Source organism: Streptomyces nigrescens, assembly GCF_027626975.1.
GTDB classification, from domain to species: domain Bacteria; phylum Actinomycetota; class Actinomycetes; order Streptomycetales; family Streptomycetaceae; genus Streptomyces; species Streptomyces nigrescens.
In genome coordinates, this window is the sequence record NZ_CP114203.1 from 8,949,369 (window position 1) to 8,963,591 (window position 14,223).

Annotated in this window: 19 protein-coding genes and 1 pseudogene; 13 read left to right on the forward strand and 7 right to left on the reverse strand. The window is 67.8% G+C overall.

The window, feature by feature from the left end; all coding sequences use genetic code 11:
- Positions 1–90 precede the first annotated feature (90 nt).
- The gene (locus tag STRNI_RS38650) at positions 91–1,329 is read right to left on the reverse strand and encodes an alpha/beta hydrolase family protein (protein WP_277412935.1); all 1,239 of its coding nucleotides are present in this window, start codon (positions 1,327–1,329) and stop codon (positions 91–93) included.
- Positions 1,330–1,906: 577 nt separating this feature from the next.
- Here STRNI_RS38650 and STRNI_RS38655 point away from each other — a divergent pair.
- Positions 1,907–2,077 carry a hypothetical protein gene (locus STRNI_RS38655; protein WP_159491550.1) on the forward strand — a complete coding sequence of 57 codons (171 nt, stop codon included), beginning with the start codon at positions 1,907–1,909 and terminating at the stop codon, positions 2,075–2,077.
- A 354-nt stretch (positions 2,078–2,431) separates the two neighbouring features.
- Here the strand turns inward: STRNI_RS38655 and STRNI_RS38660 are convergent, their stop codons facing one another.
- The 3 genes from STRNI_RS38660 to STRNI_RS38670 all read right to left on the reverse strand — a co-directional run bounded on the left by STRNI_RS38660 (position 2,432) and on the right by STRNI_RS38670 (position 4,871).
- Positions 2,432–2,860: a DUF6086 family protein gene (locus STRNI_RS38660; RefSeq protein ID WP_277412936.1), complete on the reverse strand. Its 429-nt coding sequence runs from the start codon at positions 2,858–2,860 to the stop codon at positions 2,432–2,434.
- A gap of 154 nt (positions 2,861–3,014) precedes the next feature.
- Positions 3,015–3,866 carry an oxidoreductase gene (locus tag STRNI_RS38665; protein ID WP_277412937.1) on the reverse strand — a complete coding sequence of 284 codons (852 nt, stop codon included), beginning with the start codon at positions 3,864–3,866 and terminating at the stop codon, positions 3,015–3,017.
- Between the two features lie 129 nt (positions 3,867–3,995).
- Positions 3,996–4,871 (reverse strand): helix-turn-helix transcriptional regulator, encoded by an 876-nt coding sequence (locus STRNI_RS38670; RefSeq protein ID WP_277412938.1) that lies wholly within the window; start codon positions 4,869–4,871, stop codon positions 3,996–3,998.
- Positions 4,872–5,475: 604 nt separating this feature from the next.
- On the opposite strand from STRNI_RS38670, the gene STRNI_RS38675 reads away from it, so the two are divergent.
- Positions 5,476–5,838, forward strand: a complete 363-nt coding sequence (locus STRNI_RS38675; protein WP_277413380.1) for a hypothetical protein — start codon at positions 5,476–5,478, stop codon at positions 5,836–5,838.
- Here the strand turns inward: STRNI_RS38675 and STRNI_RS38680 are convergent.
- Positions 5,828–5,956, reverse strand: a pseudogene (locus tag STRNI_RS38680) (IS5/IS1182 family transposase); the annotation flags it as partial. The gene STRNI_RS38675 and the pseudogene STRNI_RS38680 overlap by 11 nt on opposite strands.
- 255 nt (positions 5,957–6,211) lie before the next feature.
- Here STRNI_RS38680 and STRNI_RS38685 point away from each other — a divergent pair.
- The 11 genes from STRNI_RS38685 (at position 6,212) to STRNI_RS38735 (ending at position 12,604) form a co-directional block, all read left to right on the forward strand.
- Complete coding sequence (locus STRNI_RS38685) at positions 6,212–6,772, forward strand: hypothetical protein (RefSeq protein WP_277412939.1); 561 nt, start codon at positions 6,212–6,214, stop codon at positions 6,770–6,772.
- Positions 6,772–6,918 (forward strand): hypothetical protein, encoded by a 147-nt coding sequence (locus STRNI_RS38690; protein WP_277412940.1) that lies wholly within the window; start codon positions 6,772–6,774, stop codon positions 6,916–6,918. Before STRNI_RS38685 ends, STRNI_RS38690 begins: the two co-directional genes overlap by 1 nt.
- A 43-nt stretch (positions 6,919–6,961) precedes the next feature.
- Complete coding sequence (locus STRNI_RS38695) at positions 6,962–7,465, forward strand: hypothetical protein (protein WP_277412941.1); 504 nt, start codon at positions 6,962–6,964, stop codon at positions 7,463–7,465.
- Between the two features lie 509 nt (positions 7,466–7,974).
- Positions 7,975–8,289: a hypothetical protein gene (locus tag STRNI_RS38700; protein ID WP_277412942.1), complete on the forward strand. Its 315-nt coding sequence runs from the start codon at positions 7,975–7,977 to the stop codon at positions 8,287–8,289.
- Between the two features lie 23 nt (positions 8,290–8,312).
- Positions 8,313–9,008, forward strand: coding sequence for a hypothetical protein (locus STRNI_RS38705; RefSeq protein ID WP_159491558.1), 696 nt, complete (start codon positions 8,313–8,315; stop codon positions 9,006–9,008).
- A gap of 35 nt (positions 9,009–9,043) precedes the next feature.
- The gene (locus STRNI_RS38710) at positions 9,044–9,427 is read left to right on the forward strand and encodes a hypothetical protein (protein WP_141725530.1); all 384 of its coding nucleotides are present in this window, start codon (positions 9,044–9,046) and stop codon (positions 9,425–9,427) included.
- Positions 9,428–9,450: 23 nt separating this feature from the next.
- On the forward strand, positions 9,451–9,858 hold the full coding sequence (locus STRNI_RS38715) for a hypothetical protein (protein WP_159491562.1): 408 nt from the start codon (positions 9,451–9,453) through the stop codon (positions 9,856–9,858).
- Positions 9,859–10,138: 280 nt separating this feature from the next.
- Positions 10,139–10,597: an SRPBCC family protein gene (locus STRNI_RS38720; RefSeq protein WP_277412943.1), complete on the forward strand. Its 459-nt coding sequence runs from the start codon at positions 10,139–10,141 to the stop codon at positions 10,595–10,597.
- A 137-nt stretch (positions 10,598–10,734) separates the two neighbouring features.
- A complete protein-coding gene (locus tag STRNI_RS38725; protein ID WP_266437174.1) occupies positions 10,735–11,214 on the forward strand; it encodes a hypothetical protein in 480 nt (159 codons plus the stop codon).
- A 197-nt stretch (positions 11,215–11,411) separates the two neighbouring features.
- Positions 11,412–11,642, forward strand: coding sequence for a hypothetical protein (locus tag STRNI_RS38730; RefSeq protein WP_159491568.1), 231 nt, complete (start codon positions 11,412–11,414; stop codon positions 11,640–11,642).
- Positions 11,643–11,836: 194 nt separating this feature from the next.
- Entirely contained in the window at positions 11,837–12,604 is a 768-nt protein-coding gene (locus STRNI_RS38735; RefSeq protein WP_277412944.1) for a hypothetical protein, read from the forward strand.
- 147 nt (positions 12,605–12,751) lie between these two features.
- On the opposite strand, the gene STRNI_RS38740 is transcribed toward STRNI_RS38735, so the two are convergent.
- Positions 12,752–13,324 (reverse strand): DM13 domain-containing protein, encoded by a 573-nt coding sequence (locus STRNI_RS38740; RefSeq protein WP_229838269.1) that lies wholly within the window; start codon positions 13,322–13,324, stop codon positions 12,752–12,754.
- Positions 13,325–13,537: 213 nt separating this feature from the next.
- Positions 13,538–14,179 (reverse strand): protein-L-isoaspartate(D-aspartate) O-methyltransferase, encoded by a 642-nt coding sequence (locus STRNI_RS38745; RefSeq protein ID WP_277412945.1) that lies wholly within the window; start codon positions 14,177–14,179, stop codon positions 13,538–13,540.
- Positions 14,180–14,223: the final 44 nt, after the last annotated feature.

Here is a 14,223-nt window from a genome sequence, read left to right on the forward strand (position 1 = left end):
CACTCGCACGGGTGGCGGTGCGCCAGGGAGCCGCCTTCGTCGCGCGAGCGATGGTGAACCGGACTCCACGGCAGGGTGGACCTGCCCTCGTCATCGGACGAAGCGCACCTCTGGATGGGACGGCGAAGGCCCGTCCAGCAGGCGTCGCGGCCGGCCCAGCAGGTGCTGGTCGAAGAACGCGGTGACATAGGCGCGCTGGGCGGCGGTACTGCGCCCGGGGGCCACGGTGCCGATGTACTGCTCACGGGTCTGCGCCGGGATGTCCAGGTACTCGTCCAGTGCGGGCACGAACGACTGGGCGTCGGTGTAACTGAAGTGGCTGCCCTGTTCCAGGCTCAGGTCGCGCTTCCAGCCGGTCGAGCGGTCCCAGAACGACTGCCAGGACGGCTTGTTCAGATGCGTCTGATCCGCCTTGCCCATCAGCATGAACGGTCGGTTCAGCCCTTCCCGGGCCACCGGCAGGAATTCGGTCTTGCTGTACTGGAGCGTGCCGTCCATGTTGATGCCCGCGTCGATACGCCGGTCCGCGCGCATGGCCTCGGCCGCGGTGGCACCACCGCCCGAGTGGCCGAACATGCCGATCCGGTCCAGATCCAGCGCTCTGCCCAGTCCGTTGGGCAGACGGCGTCCCTCGGCATCGGGATTCCCGCCCTCCCGCAGCACCTCAAGCTGGTCAAGGACGAAGCGTGTGTCGCGCACCCGGGTGTCGATCGCCTTCTTGAGCCCCTCGACTCCGCTCATCGGCTTCTGCAACTCGACCCGGCCGCCCGGGAATTCCACCGCCGGGACCTCATAAGTGTGGTCGATGGTGACCACGACGTAGCCGCGGCTCGCCAGTTCCACCGCCGTCGAGGTGCCGAGCGCACGGAAGGACTGCAGGCCCGGCGAGTACAGCACGACCGGCCGCCTGCTGTGGTGGTCGGCAGGTGCCATGGCGGCCGCGTCCGTCCGGATGGCGGCCCAGTCCACCTCGCCGGGCCGGGCCAGCCTGAACGGGTCCGACTCGTCCACAAAGCGCGCGGTGCCGGGCTGCAGGTACGGCTGGCGTGGACACTCACGCGTCGAACGCGCCGGATACCACACGCTGACCATCAGTTCCCGGTCTCTGCCGTCGGCCCAGGGGTCGGGCCGCTCGTGGTCGACGAGATGGAGCTCGGTGCTCCCGACCGGCTTCCGCCCCGTCGGCTCGGGCAACTCGAACCGCACCGCAGCATGAGCTGCCGAGGGGCGGGAATCGGATGGGGCGGTGGCAGAGGCGGCAACCCCCACCCCGATGGTCAGGGGGAGGGCAAGCGCCACTGCGGTGGTGACGACTCTGTGGATTCGCATGCCGGCCACTCTGGCTCCGGCCCCGCATCGCTGCATCCGCCGACAAGTGGAGACGCACCCTGACGTTTTACGGGTACCTTCCGCCGACTTCTCAGGGGAGCCGGAGTCTCAGAGTACGGAGCGGATCCGGACGTCCGGCAGGAGCACCCGGAGCGCGAAGAGTACCTTGGCGTCGTGGTGCAGCGGTTCCAGAGGACGGTCCGGCTCACCTCCGCCAACCGGTGAGCACCGGACCTGTGGTTCGCCCGTACAAACGAGGGGGCGACTCATCCATGCGTCGCCTGACAAGCTCTGCAGAACCCGATGCACGTATCATGATCGTCGAATCGAGTATCTGGAGCGATTCACATCCCCTCGCCGACACTGACACCCGGTACGACACCACATCGCACGGGCTCAACGGCAGCACGACCACGGTTACTTCGGTGGAGCGGAAGCGCCGACACCTGGTTCGCGGCATCGGCCCCCGACGTATGGCTGACCCGTGCCGCATCCCCAGGTTCGTCGGACGTCTGCCCGACCGTGCGACCCATCACAGCCCAACCACCGCTTATGGCCGTAAACAGCAAGGAACCTCATGTCCCCTTCAGCACCGCAGCCGCACAACAAGATCGCCGCCAATCCCCCTCGCCCGGCGAAGCCCGACTACAGCAACGTCTTCATCGAACCCGTCTACACGAACCGCTTCAGCGAAGCCGACCTGGAGGACGATCTCGACGCGCCTGGCACCTCTCACGCCGACTACTGACGACCTTGGACGCGGGGCGGCATCTCACGGTCCGCCTCCGCCTCCGAACGCCGCTACCTCCGCCTGCACGTAGAGCACGGACGCGCGTTGTCGGTGGTGGGGGCGTTGTGCGGCGGACCTCTGCTCGCGCGGAGGAACCGGGCGAGGACAGGATCGCGTCCCGCGCCGCGACCGTCCCCGCAGGTCCGCGTGTGCGGGGAGCGGGCCGGCCTCGACCTGTAGCCGGCCGCCGGCATCGACCGCGCCGCCGTCACGCCGCAAGCCGTGCCCCGCTCCACTCAAGAACCGTTCAAGAACCGTTCATGGACCGTTTCTGATGGATTGCGGGTCCTGTGCGGTGCCGGCAGCCCGGGCTCAGGTCGCCATGAACCGGCTCAGCTCGCGTGACTTCCGCTGAAGGGCAGCTGCCCACGCCTCCCCGGAGCAATCCGGGACCGCTGGGACCTGAACATCCTTGAACTCGCCGCCCTCGACAAAGCCGGCCGGCTGCCAATTCACCTCGATGCCTGCCCTCTCCGCCAGGACGAGCACTGCGGCGACGAACCCCTCGGCCAAGGCGGCCATGACGGCGTGGCTCGTTCTCCGGTGCCACGCGAGCAGGGCGTCGACGAACGCTTTGAACGGGACGGGGTCGATCTGGCACTCGTCAGCTTTCATGGGGCCGATGCCGGACGGCAGACCCACTTCGGCTTGGTAGACGTGTACCTGGCGCATGAACAGCCGGGAGGCCCCGTTGGACGGGTTCCACAGGGTCTGGTCGCCCATGTCGAAGTACTGGCTCACTGCGGCCTCTTCGCGCTGGTCATACGGGGCAGCGTAGCGAGCCACTGACATTACGGGCAGTCAGCCCTCCACTGGAATGAGCCAGAACCGGTCTCCGTGCACAGAGCCGCCGGCCCTCGGACGGCGCCCGGCACCAGCCCAGTCCTGTCCAGTGTCAGGCGACTGTTACTCCGCCTTCGGTGGAGTCGGTGGAGCGGCTGAGTTTCTCCCAGGCGTCGAAGTCGTCCTGGACGCGTTGGCGCCCGGCGGTGACCAGGCGTAGCGCGTCCGAGCCGAGCAGGATATGCACGGGAGGCTTCTCCGCGTCCAGGAGGGTGAGAATGGCGTCGCCCGCGCGATCGGGGTCACCGATGCCCTGACCCGCGAGGGCCTGGCGGCGGGTCCGGATCGGGTCGAACAGCGCGTCGTAGTCGGCGATGCTGCGTGGTGCGCGGACCAGTGACCTACCTGCCCAGTCGGTTTTGAACGCGCCGGGAGCTACGGCGGTGACCCGCACGCCGAACTGGGTGACCTCTTGGGCGAGGGTGTCGGTGATGCCTTCCAGGGCGTGTTTGCTGCCTTCGTAGAACGCCAGTCCAGGGAAAGTGGTGTGCCCGCCCATCGAGGTGATGACGAAGATGTGGCCGCCGCGGCGTTCCCGCATGCCGGGTAGGACCGCTTTCACGGTCGCTACCGTGCCGAATACGTTGACCTCGAACTGGCGGCGCAGATCGGCCATCGATGACTCTTCGAAGGTGCCTTCGAGCCCGTAGCCGGCGTTGGCCACGAGCACTTCGACCGGGCCCAGTTCCGCTTCGGCGGCCCGCACGGTGGGGTCGATCCGGTCCGCGTCGGACAGGTCGAGGATGAAGGCCCGGGCACGGTCGGGGGCCAGTGCCTGGAAGGCGGCCGCGTGCTGCTCGGTGCGCACGGTGCCCGCGACCCGGTGCCCGGCCGCCAGGGCTCGTCGGGCGATGGCCAGTCCGAGGCCGGTGCTGACGCCGGTGATCAGGAATGTCTTGCTCACTACGGGTGTCCTTTCGTGGATGAGTGTCAGGCCGCGGGGCGTGCGTGGGCACGGCGGCATCGACCCCGCGGGTATGGCGGGGTCGTGTCTGGGTGGTGTTGGTGCTGGATCGCCCGGTTCGGGCGGTGGTCAGGACTCTGCGGCGGTGTCCCGGGTATTCGCGGTGGCGGGTTCGCTGCCCCAGCTGGCCAGCAGTCGCAGGCGCTCCTGAGATGGCGAGCCGGACGGCGCGCAGTAGACGACGAGCGATTGGCCCGGGTCGGCGGCAGAGGTGAAGATCTCGTACTGCAGTTCCAGGTCACCGGCGGCAGGGTGGTGGAGGCGTTTGAGGCCGGTGCTGCGTTCCTGGACGCGGTGTTCTGACCACCACGCCGGGAACTCGGGTGAGCGCATCATCAACTCACCGATCAGATTGGCGATGCGCTGGTTTCGCGGCTGGGCGGCGGCGGCCAACCGCAACCCATGCACGTAGTCGCGGGCGACGCGTTCCCAGTCGCACCACACCAGGCGAGCACGCGGATCCAGCAGCGTCCATCGCGCCATGCTGCGTTCCCGGCGCGGCAGCTCGGCCACATCGGGAAACAGCAACGCCCACAGCGTGTTCCCGCCGACGACAGTGAGGTTCCGGTCGCTGACAAAAGCAGGAGCCAGATCCATCGACTCCAGCACCTGTCGCAGCGCCGGTCGTAGCCGTGACGAGGGCTCGGCCCGGTCCTTGTGCCCGGCTGTGGTGCCCGCGAGGGCGAACAGATGCCGCCGCTCGATGTCATCGAACCGCAGCGCGTCGCAGAGGGCATGCAGTACCTGTTCGGACGGCTGCCGGGCGCGGCCTTGTTCCAGACGGGTGTAGTACTCGGTACTCACCCCGGCCAGCTGCGCGACCTCACCGCGCCGCAGACCGGCGACCCGGCGACCGGCGCCGAACTCGACCGGCAGACCGATCTCATCCGGCGTGAGTCCAGCACGGCGGGCCCGCAGGAAGTCGCCCAAGTCGTTGTTGCCCATGCCCTAAGTCTGCTGTTCACCCAGCCGATCCCCAAGGGCATAGCTGGCCCTGCCAGTACTACACACCAGGTCACCCTCGGGATGCCTTCGAGGTCGTCAACTCCGCGCTCAGCGACAACTGCCAGGTGGCCGACGGACTGCTGTGCACGAAGTGCGGCGCTATCACTACCCAGGCCGGACACGAGGGGCGGGGATGGACACTGGCCCGCCTCGACCTCATGGCCGTCCGTCACCGGTGCCCGGCTTGCGGTTTCTCGGGCCGTCGGCAGGTTCACCCGGCCATCCAGGGCGCAGGCTACGGGCCGTGCCCCGTCCACCCGGATGCCCCTGGTGATGTCTGATCGGCAGCCGTCAACCCGTACGCATGGCCCTATGATTCGGGACTCGCCTACGGGTTCCCGTCGACCCGCCCCGGGCGCGACGCCCGGCGCTGACGGGAGACGTCAACGCAGTGGCTGGAGCCCGTGCGTGAACTGACGGAAGAATTACTGCGCAACAGGCCGTGCCCCGGTGTAATCCGCTGGCCGCACGATGGCGGCGTCCCTACCGTGGCCCCATGACCGGACTCCCTGTCCCCGTACCCGGCGTGAGCGTCTGCGTGCTGATGAACCGCGGCTGCTGCGGGCCGTTCGCTCGCTTCGACGCAGACTTCGAACCTCCGGGCAGCGATGGCGGACTGGAACTGCTCAGCACCGTGTCCGAGCAGCGCCTGCCCGCCGAATTCCTCCCGGCGATCCGGGAGGGCCTGGTGCAAGGGCTCGGCGGCGTGTCTGCCTCGGTACTGCTCACGGACGGCTACTTCCACGAGACGGACTCCTGGGCGAGCGCCTACCGGATCGGTGCGGAGCAGGCAGGCCGGGCAGCGCTCATCGGCGCGCGCCTGCTGCCCCCGGAGGAGGCCGAGGCGCTGCGCTGGGTGCGCTGGCCTGACAGCCCGAAGCCCCGGCGCCCCAAGCGCGCCCGCTGACCGCCTTCGCGCCGGACAGCTCACACGCCTTACAGCCGTTGCGGTTGCCGGGCACCGGCCGGCCGACCGCGACGATGAGTCGGGTGTCGGCGTCGATGACGATCTGGTGATTCGTGGAACTCACGATCCGGAGCAACCCCGGATCGCCCTGCATCGAGTCAAGCTTGAACCTTCGCGCCGAGGCAGATCCGGCAGTCCAAAGTTCCGGCAGACGAACCGCACCACCCGGCCCCCCGAGTCGTGCCTCCGTCTGCCAGCCAGCACACTAGAGGCTGCCAACGGGCCGCGTGTAACGGGTTGTTGACGTGACGTGCGTCGACTCGGCAAAGCTCCGGTACCACCATTGTCACCGGCGTTCAGTACGGTTCCGGGCATGCCTGCACCCCGTGAAAGCTACGACTCGACCCGTCACCCCGATCTCCTGGCGTGGCTGGCAGAACGACAGACCGGCTTCGAGCACTGGGCCCACGAAGCTGGAGGCGTCACCCCGTTCGACTTCTCCAACGCCTCCCTGGACGCACTGGAAGACCTGGTGAGGGAGGCGTACACCAAGACGGACGAGATCACTCAGCAGCGCCGCACCCCCTTCATCCAAGGCGCCGTGTGGTACATCGGCGAAGTCTTGTGCCGTCGCAAGGGGTGGGTATGGAAGTTCGAGCCGGACTTCAACACAGGCGAAGTGCCGCCGTTCTACGGCGAGGCAGAAGCGCCGGGACTTTTGGACACCCCCTGCGTGGGCGCACCCGAGGCCGGTCCCGGTGAGCACTGGTACCCGCTGAACACGCTACGCCGCTTGCTCGCCGAGGATGACGAGCTGGGCAATCCGATTGATGAACGGCTCGTCGGGATGGTCGAAGGCTGGTACGACGACGAAGACGACGACGAAGACGACGAAGACGGCGAGGACCAGGATCAGGAGGGCGACGAGGGCTGATGCCGCGCACAGTCGCGGGCGGAGCCGCCCTCATCGCGGTCGCCGCTCTCGCCCTCATCGCCCTCATCGGCCTCATCCTGGTCGGGCTCGCCCTCCTGACTTCGCCGCATCTTCGGTGCACGGGGGAAGTGAGCGCCCCTCCTTGAAAAGCCGCAGTTCCGGAGCGCCGAGGCGCCGTACCGTGGCCGGGTGGGGAACGTATTTGGTGGTGGGGAGCAGAGTCTGTACCTGTCCAACGGCGGTACGGAGGTGTTCATCGATGTGCTGATGCTGGCGGTGTCTGATCTTGCCGATGACGTGTGGGACTACCGCTTCGCGGCGCTGCTGACACTGCAGGACCAGACGGTGATGGGGCGAGGGGCTGTCGGATTCGACCTGCAAGAGATCGCCTGGGGTGCAACTCCGCGGGGACGTGCGCGGTCGAAGGACTTCGTGCTGCGTGCCACCGCACTCGCGTTGAGCCGCCACCGCTGGAACGAGCTGGGTTACGACCCTCCCTTCGCCCAGGACTACCTGTACCGGTTCAAGGCGATGGTTGAGTCCTTCGTGGACGCCCCCGACGACACTCCTCTCGCCGGGGGCTTCCCCGGACCGGGCGAACGTGCGATGGCTTCATGTGCAGCACACCGGATCCTCAGCGCGCTCCCGCACTGGGAGGGGTGCTTCCTCTGCACCAGGCCACGATCGTCTTGAGGACGCGAGTTGGTGAAGGCCGCCAACTGCGGGGCTGAGTCACATTCGTGCCGATGGCACTGCACTGGTCGTGCAGCTCCGGGCGCCGAGCCTGTGGCCGCGATGCTTACCCCTCCTGTCCCGTACGTGTGCCGCGGTCTGTCCCGTACGTGTGCCGCGGTCCCTTGGCCGGCCGGTTCCAGGCTCTCGCGCCCCGCGAGATCACCGACGGCGCCATGGCCGGGCTGGATGTCCTCGCTCCGCAGTGGCTGACCACGAGATAGATCCGTGGTCCCCCGTGCCTAACTTCGTGGTCGACCGCTGAGATTCTTCTGCGCACCGCAGCTCTGCGGCTTATTTCTTCCCAACGGTGGCCTGGCCGGGCATAACTGTGAGCACACGGCGCGGCATCGGAAATCGATGCTCTTCCCAGGCGCCGCACCACAGTTCAGAGAAAGGCCGGAACCTTGAGAACTGCCCGAAGGACGGTATTCAGTCTGGCGGCCGGGGTGACCCTCTGCGCTTCCGCCGTGGCGCTCGCCCCGGCCGCTCATGCGGGGTCCGACAACTACGTCAAGATCACCAACAAGGCGGGAATTGTCGCGACCACGTGTTACGAGTGGCTGGGCACCAGCGGAAAGGACTACTGCCACGAAGGCAGGCCCGTGGGGCAATCCTGGACCGCGTACTTCCCCGCGGACGCGACCTCGGCCGTGGTCAACCTGAAGCTGTCGAAATGGGGGGCGATCAGGGACAGCGCCCCCGTGAAGGACACCAGCACGAACCACTGCTTCGAGATCCAGGGCCTGCTCGGATCGGAAAAGCTGGTCGAAACCGGTTGCTGAAATACAAGAAAGAGAACAGAGCCATGAACCTCATGCGCATGGGCGTGGTCGCCGGTGCACTCACCACCGCAGTCGCTTTCACCGTACCGGTGGCCTCTGCGGCAGAACCCGAACTCAAGACGGTGAACGGCCACACGGACAAGTGGGTGAACGAGGCGACGCCGACGGTCGAATACAAGAACGGCCTCAAGGACACTGATGTGGCCAGGGTCAAGGAAGCCCTGGAGCAGTGCAAGAGCCAGTCGGTTTCGTGCGCGTCGACAACGGTCGGCACTCCCGAAAAGGTGACGAAGTGGTTCGACGTGGAGAACGCAGGGACCGGCACCGGCCCGCTGGAGAACTGCGGTCCGGGTCAGACGGACCTTAAGGAGCAGATGGGCGGCATGCACGCGTTCGCCTGGGGCTGGAACGTGGGCGGGAACATCGATATCGAGCTGGCCAAGGGTGTCGGGATCGGCGTCAGCGCCCAGTACAACGAGACCCATACCGAGACGAAGACCGGCAGCATCGATGTCACCGTGAAGCCGGGTTGGCGGGGCATGCTCAAGGTGGGACACGACATGGAGCGCGTCACCTCCGACGTCACCATCCAGGGCGGGAAGTTCGGCGGGGCGAAGATTTCCGGTGTGCGTACGGAAATTCCCCTCAAGGAAGGGGCCGCCCCGCGCGCCGGCTCCGACCTCGTGCAGTGCGGCGAAAAGCTGCTGATCGAACAGTGATCCGGCGGGAACCGACGAGACGAAGGGACGCAGTCATGGCGAAAATGAGGAGAACGGCGGTCTGCGCCGTCGCCGCCATCGGCATCTCGCTGGGCAGCGCGGTGGTGACGGCTTCGCCGGCTTTTGCCGGCTCGGGCCACTCCATCTCGTTCTCCAACAAGGGCTGGTTCGTGGCCAACACCTGTTACAAGTGGACGGGTTCGCAGACGCCCGACAGCTGTGACTCCGGAAAGACCATCAACCAGGACTGGAGCGTGGAAATACCGGAGGACGCGACCGGCGTGGAGCTGAGCGTGACGGTGAACGCACAGGTCGGCGGCGGGAACATCACACCGCAGATCACCGACCTGAAGCGCAACCACTGCTACGAGCTTTCCGGTTACACCTGGGGTCCGAAGATCACCGAGAAGCAGTGCTAGGCCGGGATGAGGGGAACGGAAAGATGAAAGCCATCACTGGCCGGATGAAGCGGGCGGGCGGGTACGGTGCGGCCGCTCTCGCCCTCGCACTGGGCGGCGGAATTCTGACGGCACCGTCGGCCGCCGCGAGCGCGGACAACTTCATTCAATTCAAGAGCGACGCGCTGTATTTCGTCGACACCTGCTACGAATGGCAGGGCCCGGCGGGCATAGAGAAGAAGAACTACTGCCACAACGCCAAGGCCAAGGGGGCAAGCTGGCAGGCGTACTTCCCGGCGGAGGCGACCGGAGCCACCGTCAAGGTGACCTTCGCCGGTTCCACGGACGGTCCGCCGAAGACGGTCACCATCGATGACGCCAACAAGAATCACTGCTACGAGCTCAAGGGCGCGTGGCTGAGCGGGTCCGAGGTCCTGCGGGTGAACTGCTGACCCGGACCGGTGAAGAGCGGCGGCCCTCGTGCTGCCGGTCCCTTTCAGGGGTGCCGGCGGCCCGGGGGCCCTGCGCTGCAGTGACCCGTACGAACAGTCGTAGCGACCGGTGCCGGTCAGCGGCTGCGGGGCATCTCACGTAGCCGGCTGGGCGGGGAGGACTCGAAAAATCCTGTGGGCGCTGTCTAAGAAGACGGCTGTCGGGCACCCGCTGAACCACGCGAGATGCGCGTCGCGGGTTTTGTTACCTGCGCAATGCCACCACTGAGGAGGCGTAGCGATGAGCACGGTGAAGGAGACGGTGGACGTCGAGGTCCCGGTCCACACCGCCTACAACCAGTGGACGCAGTTCGAGGAGTTCCCGAAGTTCATGGAGGGTGTTGAGAGGATCACCCAGCTCGACGACCGGCACAACCGCTGGACCACCAAAATCGGCGGTGTGCGGCGGGAGTTCGACACCGAGATCATTGACCAGCTCCCGGACGACCGCATCGCCTGGCGGACCACCACCGGCGACACGCGGCAGAAGGGCCTGGTCAGCTTCCGGCGCCTGGATGAGACCCATACGCGGGTGGAGCTGGTGATGGACGTCGAGCCCTCGGGCGTGGCGGAGAAGGCCGCCGACATGTCGGGAACCATCGAACGGCGCGTCAAGGGCGATATGCAGCGCTTCAAGGGCTATATCGAGCGCCGTGGCGCCGAATCCGGAGCCTGGCGCGGCCGGATCACACCCGGTTGACTGGCCCCGGCGGCGCGGCTGCCGCGGCGACGCCGGCCGCCCGGACCGCCCCTCCCGGCGGGGGAGAGTAAGCCCGGCCGGGAGGGGCGGGCCGACCGCCCCAACCCACCTGAACAGGGGCGGGTTTCAATGGGCGAATGGATTACGTAGACCTCGACGCCCGGATCAACGGACTGACCGGTGTCATCAGCCCTGCCCGCTACCTTGAGCATCTGCCCCAGGTGATGGACGACCTGCCCTGCGGCGCCCGGGCCTTCGCCACCGATCCGGACCACTACAGCTTCAGCAGCAAGCGCTGCACAAAAGACCTGAAACTCCGGCAGCTGAGCCTTCCCAGCGCCGAAGAGCCGGATGCCGAGGCGCACTTCCGGCACAACTGCTGGAAGCACGACGAAGACCTCACCATCCGCTACACGGACGTGACCGACTTCCGGATCGGGATCCCGCACGGCCCCGCGAGCGAGGACCCCGGCACCGTCATCCTGGACGAGATACTGCCCCACGAGGACGGCTGCTCCCACGAGGTGGCCTTCCGCCCCGGCACGCTGTATGTCGTCTGCCGCGACCTCACTGCCACGTGGGTGGAAACCGACTGCCCGGATGCCCAGCGCGGCTGAGGACCCAGCTCCCGTCCACGAGCCCCGGACGCCCCGGACCCCGTAGCGGCCGGACCTGCGCACCCCTCCCGGACAGCGGCCGGGCCTGCGCACCCCTAACCGGACAATGGGGTGAATTTTCCTCTTGTCCGGAATTGGGTAGTTGCGTGTATCGTCCTCAGAGGCAGTTCCCGCACGCGATGGAACGGGGAAACAAGATGAAGAAGATCATCGCGATAGCGTTCGTTACCGCGCTGTTCAGCGCCGGAGGTGCCGGCATCGCCTCCGCGGCTCCCGCGTCACCGGAGCCTCCGCCGGGCCGTGACACCGTCACCACGACGTTCCACTGTCCCGCCCCGCGCGGCACCTTCACGATCACGGCGGACCCGTGGGTGATGGGCCAGTACGAGTGGTATTACGGCAAGCAAGGCTGCACGTACACCTCGTAGTCACCGGCGGTCGGCCCCCGCGGCCGCGCTCCTACCCTCGTCCCATCCCCTTCTCTCGTCCCTTACCTCGCCCTTTCCCTCGCCCTTTCCCTCGTCCCTTCCCGCGTCGCGGTGATCTGCTCGTCGGATTCCCCGTGGCCACCGGACCCGACCCGGTCGGTAGAGTCCTGCCGTGGCACGGAGGGGGGCCTGCGATGACGGACATCGGCGTGGTGGTGGCGCGGTTGCGCCAACTGCCGGACATATCCGGTGGGTTGGTGGAACTGGAGGCCGGGATTGATGACGCCCGGATGGACTCCTGGCCGGTTCCGGTGCCGGCCGAGATCCGTGTGCTGTTCCGCTCCGTCGGCGGCATCCGGATCACCGTGCGTCGTTCCGTGGTGAACGGACACACCTCGGCGGAGCACATCGACTTCACCGAATCCTTCAACAACGGTGACTATCTCGGCCACGACGTCGGCTGGTACCTGGAGCACGCCGGCGGCCCGGGCAGTCACTGGTTCGTCCACCTGGACCACGGCGACGGACACTTCTATGTCGATGTCGACCGGGACACCGGTGCCTGGGGCCCGGTCTTCCAGTTCTGGGACGCCACCGACACCCGCCGGCTGGCACTCTCGCTGCCCGACTGGCTCCAGTGGTTGAGTGACTGTGTGCACCAGGGCGTGGCGGAGGCAGGCACGGAGGACGTCAATGCCTTCGGGGCGGCGTTCACCGACCGGTGGGGAGAGCCCGTAGGGGATCCCGTACCGGTCGAGCCCGTCCGTGCGGCCGACGCCAGGTCGGCCGGCGACCCGGTGCTGCGGGACGCGGCGGCCGGATTGCCGGACGACGCTCTCCTCGCGGATCTGCGGCCGGTCACCGGAGTCGCCGAGGTGCTGTTCGACCTCCCGGTGAGTTGCCGCTACGCACGGCGGCACGGCGGGGCCGTCCTGACCGCGGTGCAGTGGGACGGGGAATAGGCCACGCGCTGAACATCTCCACGGGTTCCCCCGCCATGGGACGGCGGGTCCTCAGGCGAGACAGGGACAAGTGAGACGGGGACAAGGCAAGGCGCGGGTGAGCGGGGTGCGCCCCCTCTCCGGGCGGGTGGAGGAGGGGGCACAGGATCAGCCCGCGGCGGGGGAGAGGTCGGCGGCCCCGAAGGAGACCGAGAACCTCTCGCACCACAGGACGGCGCTGCGGAACTCCGACAGGTCCGTGCCCGCCGGGACGGTGTAGTTCTGGTTGCCCAGATTGCCCTTGAGTTTCCCCAGCTCCACCGCGCCGTCCCCGAGCCCCGTCTTCACCGCGCCGGCGTCACGGGTGGACAGATAGACCCGTACATCCGGACCGTCCGAGGTCTTCAGGTCTTCCAGACGCAGCACGTGGCCGCCGTCGGCCAGCCGGACCGTGCGGGCGATTCCGCTGGTGGCGTGCTCGTGGGTGACGAAGCGGCCCTCGGCGAGATCCTTCGGCCCGGTGGCCGGCCGGGGAGACATGGGCGACTCCTTCATCGACTTCATCGACGGCTCGGTCCGCGTCGAGGGGGAGGAGGCCGGCAACGCCTCATTCACCTCGGTGTCGGTGAACGCCTTCCAGGGCTGGAAGAGAGCAAGCCCGAGTCCGGCCGCGACGACCAACCCCAGGAGGACGGTCAGGACGGTGCGGCGGGACAGTCGGACACTGCGGGACTGGGACACAGGGCCTCCTCAGGCGTATGAACCGGCTGACCGGAACCGACCGTCAGCCTCACCCTTAGGGAACCCTGCGGGGGCGCTTCTCCGGGGCAATCCGGGGGCGCGGTAAGACTCCGGTAATGGGACGGCCACGGGCTCCGTGATCCTGCGCGCCGGTGGACAGGAGGGAGTCGGCGCTGAGGCGGGCAGCACGTGCAAGGCGGTGGCCCGGCGCGCTCACGGTGGATAGCCGTACCGGCCGTGGAGGCGGACGAAGCGGGCGAGTGTCAGGACTCGCCGGCGCTCCAGCCCGGAGGCGGTCCGCCGGAAGGACACGACCTCCTCGCTCCCGCCCGTGCCGAGGGGCTGTACGAGGCGGCCGCCGATCCGTAGTTGGTCGACCAGCGGAGCAGGGACGTCCGGGAAGGCGGCCGATACGAGGATGGCGTCGTACGGGGCACGGTCCGGCACGCCGGCGCTGCCGTCCCCGACGCGCAGCTCCACGTGGGGGACCTTCTGCCGGTCCAGGTTGCGCCGGGCCTGCTGGGCGATGTCCGGCCACCACTCGATGCTGACGACGTCGGCAGCCAGGCGGGCGAGCAGCGCCGTCTGAAAGCCGAGGCCGGTGCCGACTTCCAGGACGTGTTCCCTGCCGTGCAGGTCGAGGCCGTCGATCATCATGGCGGAGAGCGAGGGCTGGGTGGTCACCTGGCCGTGCCCGATCGGAAGGGGCACGTCCTGATAGGCGGACGGCGCGTGAGTGGCGGGGACGAAAGGTGCCCGCGGTGTCGCCCGTACGGCTTGGAGCAGGCGCTCGTCACAGATGCCGGCCGCTCGGACCGCCCGTACCAGATCCTCGCTCGGCCGGTCCTTGCTCATCGCCGCCGCCCTCCCTCAGCTCATCGGGAGTCATAGCTCCAGAA

Bases quoted from the DNA above. Each gene is read 5' to 3' on its own strand.
- STRNI_RS38650 (WP_277412935.1), bottom strand. From the start codon at position 1,329: ATGCGAATCCACAGAGTCGTCACCACCGCAGTGGCGCTTGCCCTCCCC.
- STRNI_RS38655 (WP_159491550.1), top strand. From the start codon at position 1,907: ATGTCCCCTTCAGCACCGCAGCCGCACAACAAGATCGCCGCCAATCCC.
- STRNI_RS38670 (WP_277412938.1), bottom strand. From the start codon at position 4,871: ATGGGCAACAACGACTTGGGCGACTTCCTGCGGGCCCGCCGTGCTGGA.
- STRNI_RS38675 (WP_277413380.1), top strand. From the start codon at position 5,476: ATGAACCGCGGCTGCTGCGGGCCGTTCGCTCGCTTCGACGCAGACTTC.
- STRNI_RS38685 (WP_277412939.1), top strand. From the start codon at position 6,212: ATGCCTGCACCCCGTGAAAGCTACGACTCGACCCGTCACCCCGATCTC.
- STRNI_RS38690 (WP_277412940.1), top strand. From the start codon at position 6,772: ATGCCGCGCACAGTCGCGGGCGGAGCCGCCCTCATCGCGGTCGCCGCT.
- STRNI_RS38705 (WP_159491558.1), top strand. From the start codon at position 8,313: ATGAACCTCATGCGCATGGGCGTGGTCGCCGGTGCACTCACCACCGCA.
- STRNI_RS38710 (WP_141725530.1), top strand. From the start codon at position 9,044: ATGGCGAAAATGAGGAGAACGGCGGTCTGCGCCGTCGCCGCCATCGGC.
- STRNI_RS38715 (WP_159491562.1), top strand. From the start codon at position 9,451: ATGAAAGCCATCACTGGCCGGATGAAGCGGGCGGGCGGGTACGGTGCG.
- STRNI_RS38720 (WP_277412943.1), top strand. From the start codon at position 10,139: ATGAGCACGGTGAAGGAGACGGTGGACGTCGAGGTCCCGGTCCACACC.
- STRNI_RS38725 (WP_266437174.1), top strand. From the start codon at position 10,735: ATGGATTACGTAGACCTCGACGCCCGGATCAACGGACTGACCGGTGTC.
- STRNI_RS38730 (WP_159491568.1), top strand. From the start codon at position 11,412: ATGAAGAAGATCATCGCGATAGCGTTCGTTACCGCGCTGTTCAGCGCC.
- STRNI_RS38735 (WP_277412944.1), top strand. From the start codon at position 11,837: ATGACGGACATCGGCGTGGTGGTGGCGCGGTTGCGCCAACTGCCGGAC.
- STRNI_RS38745 (WP_277412945.1), bottom strand. From the start codon at position 14,179: ATGAGCAAGGACCGGCCGAGCGAGGATCTGGTACGGGCGGTCCGAGCG.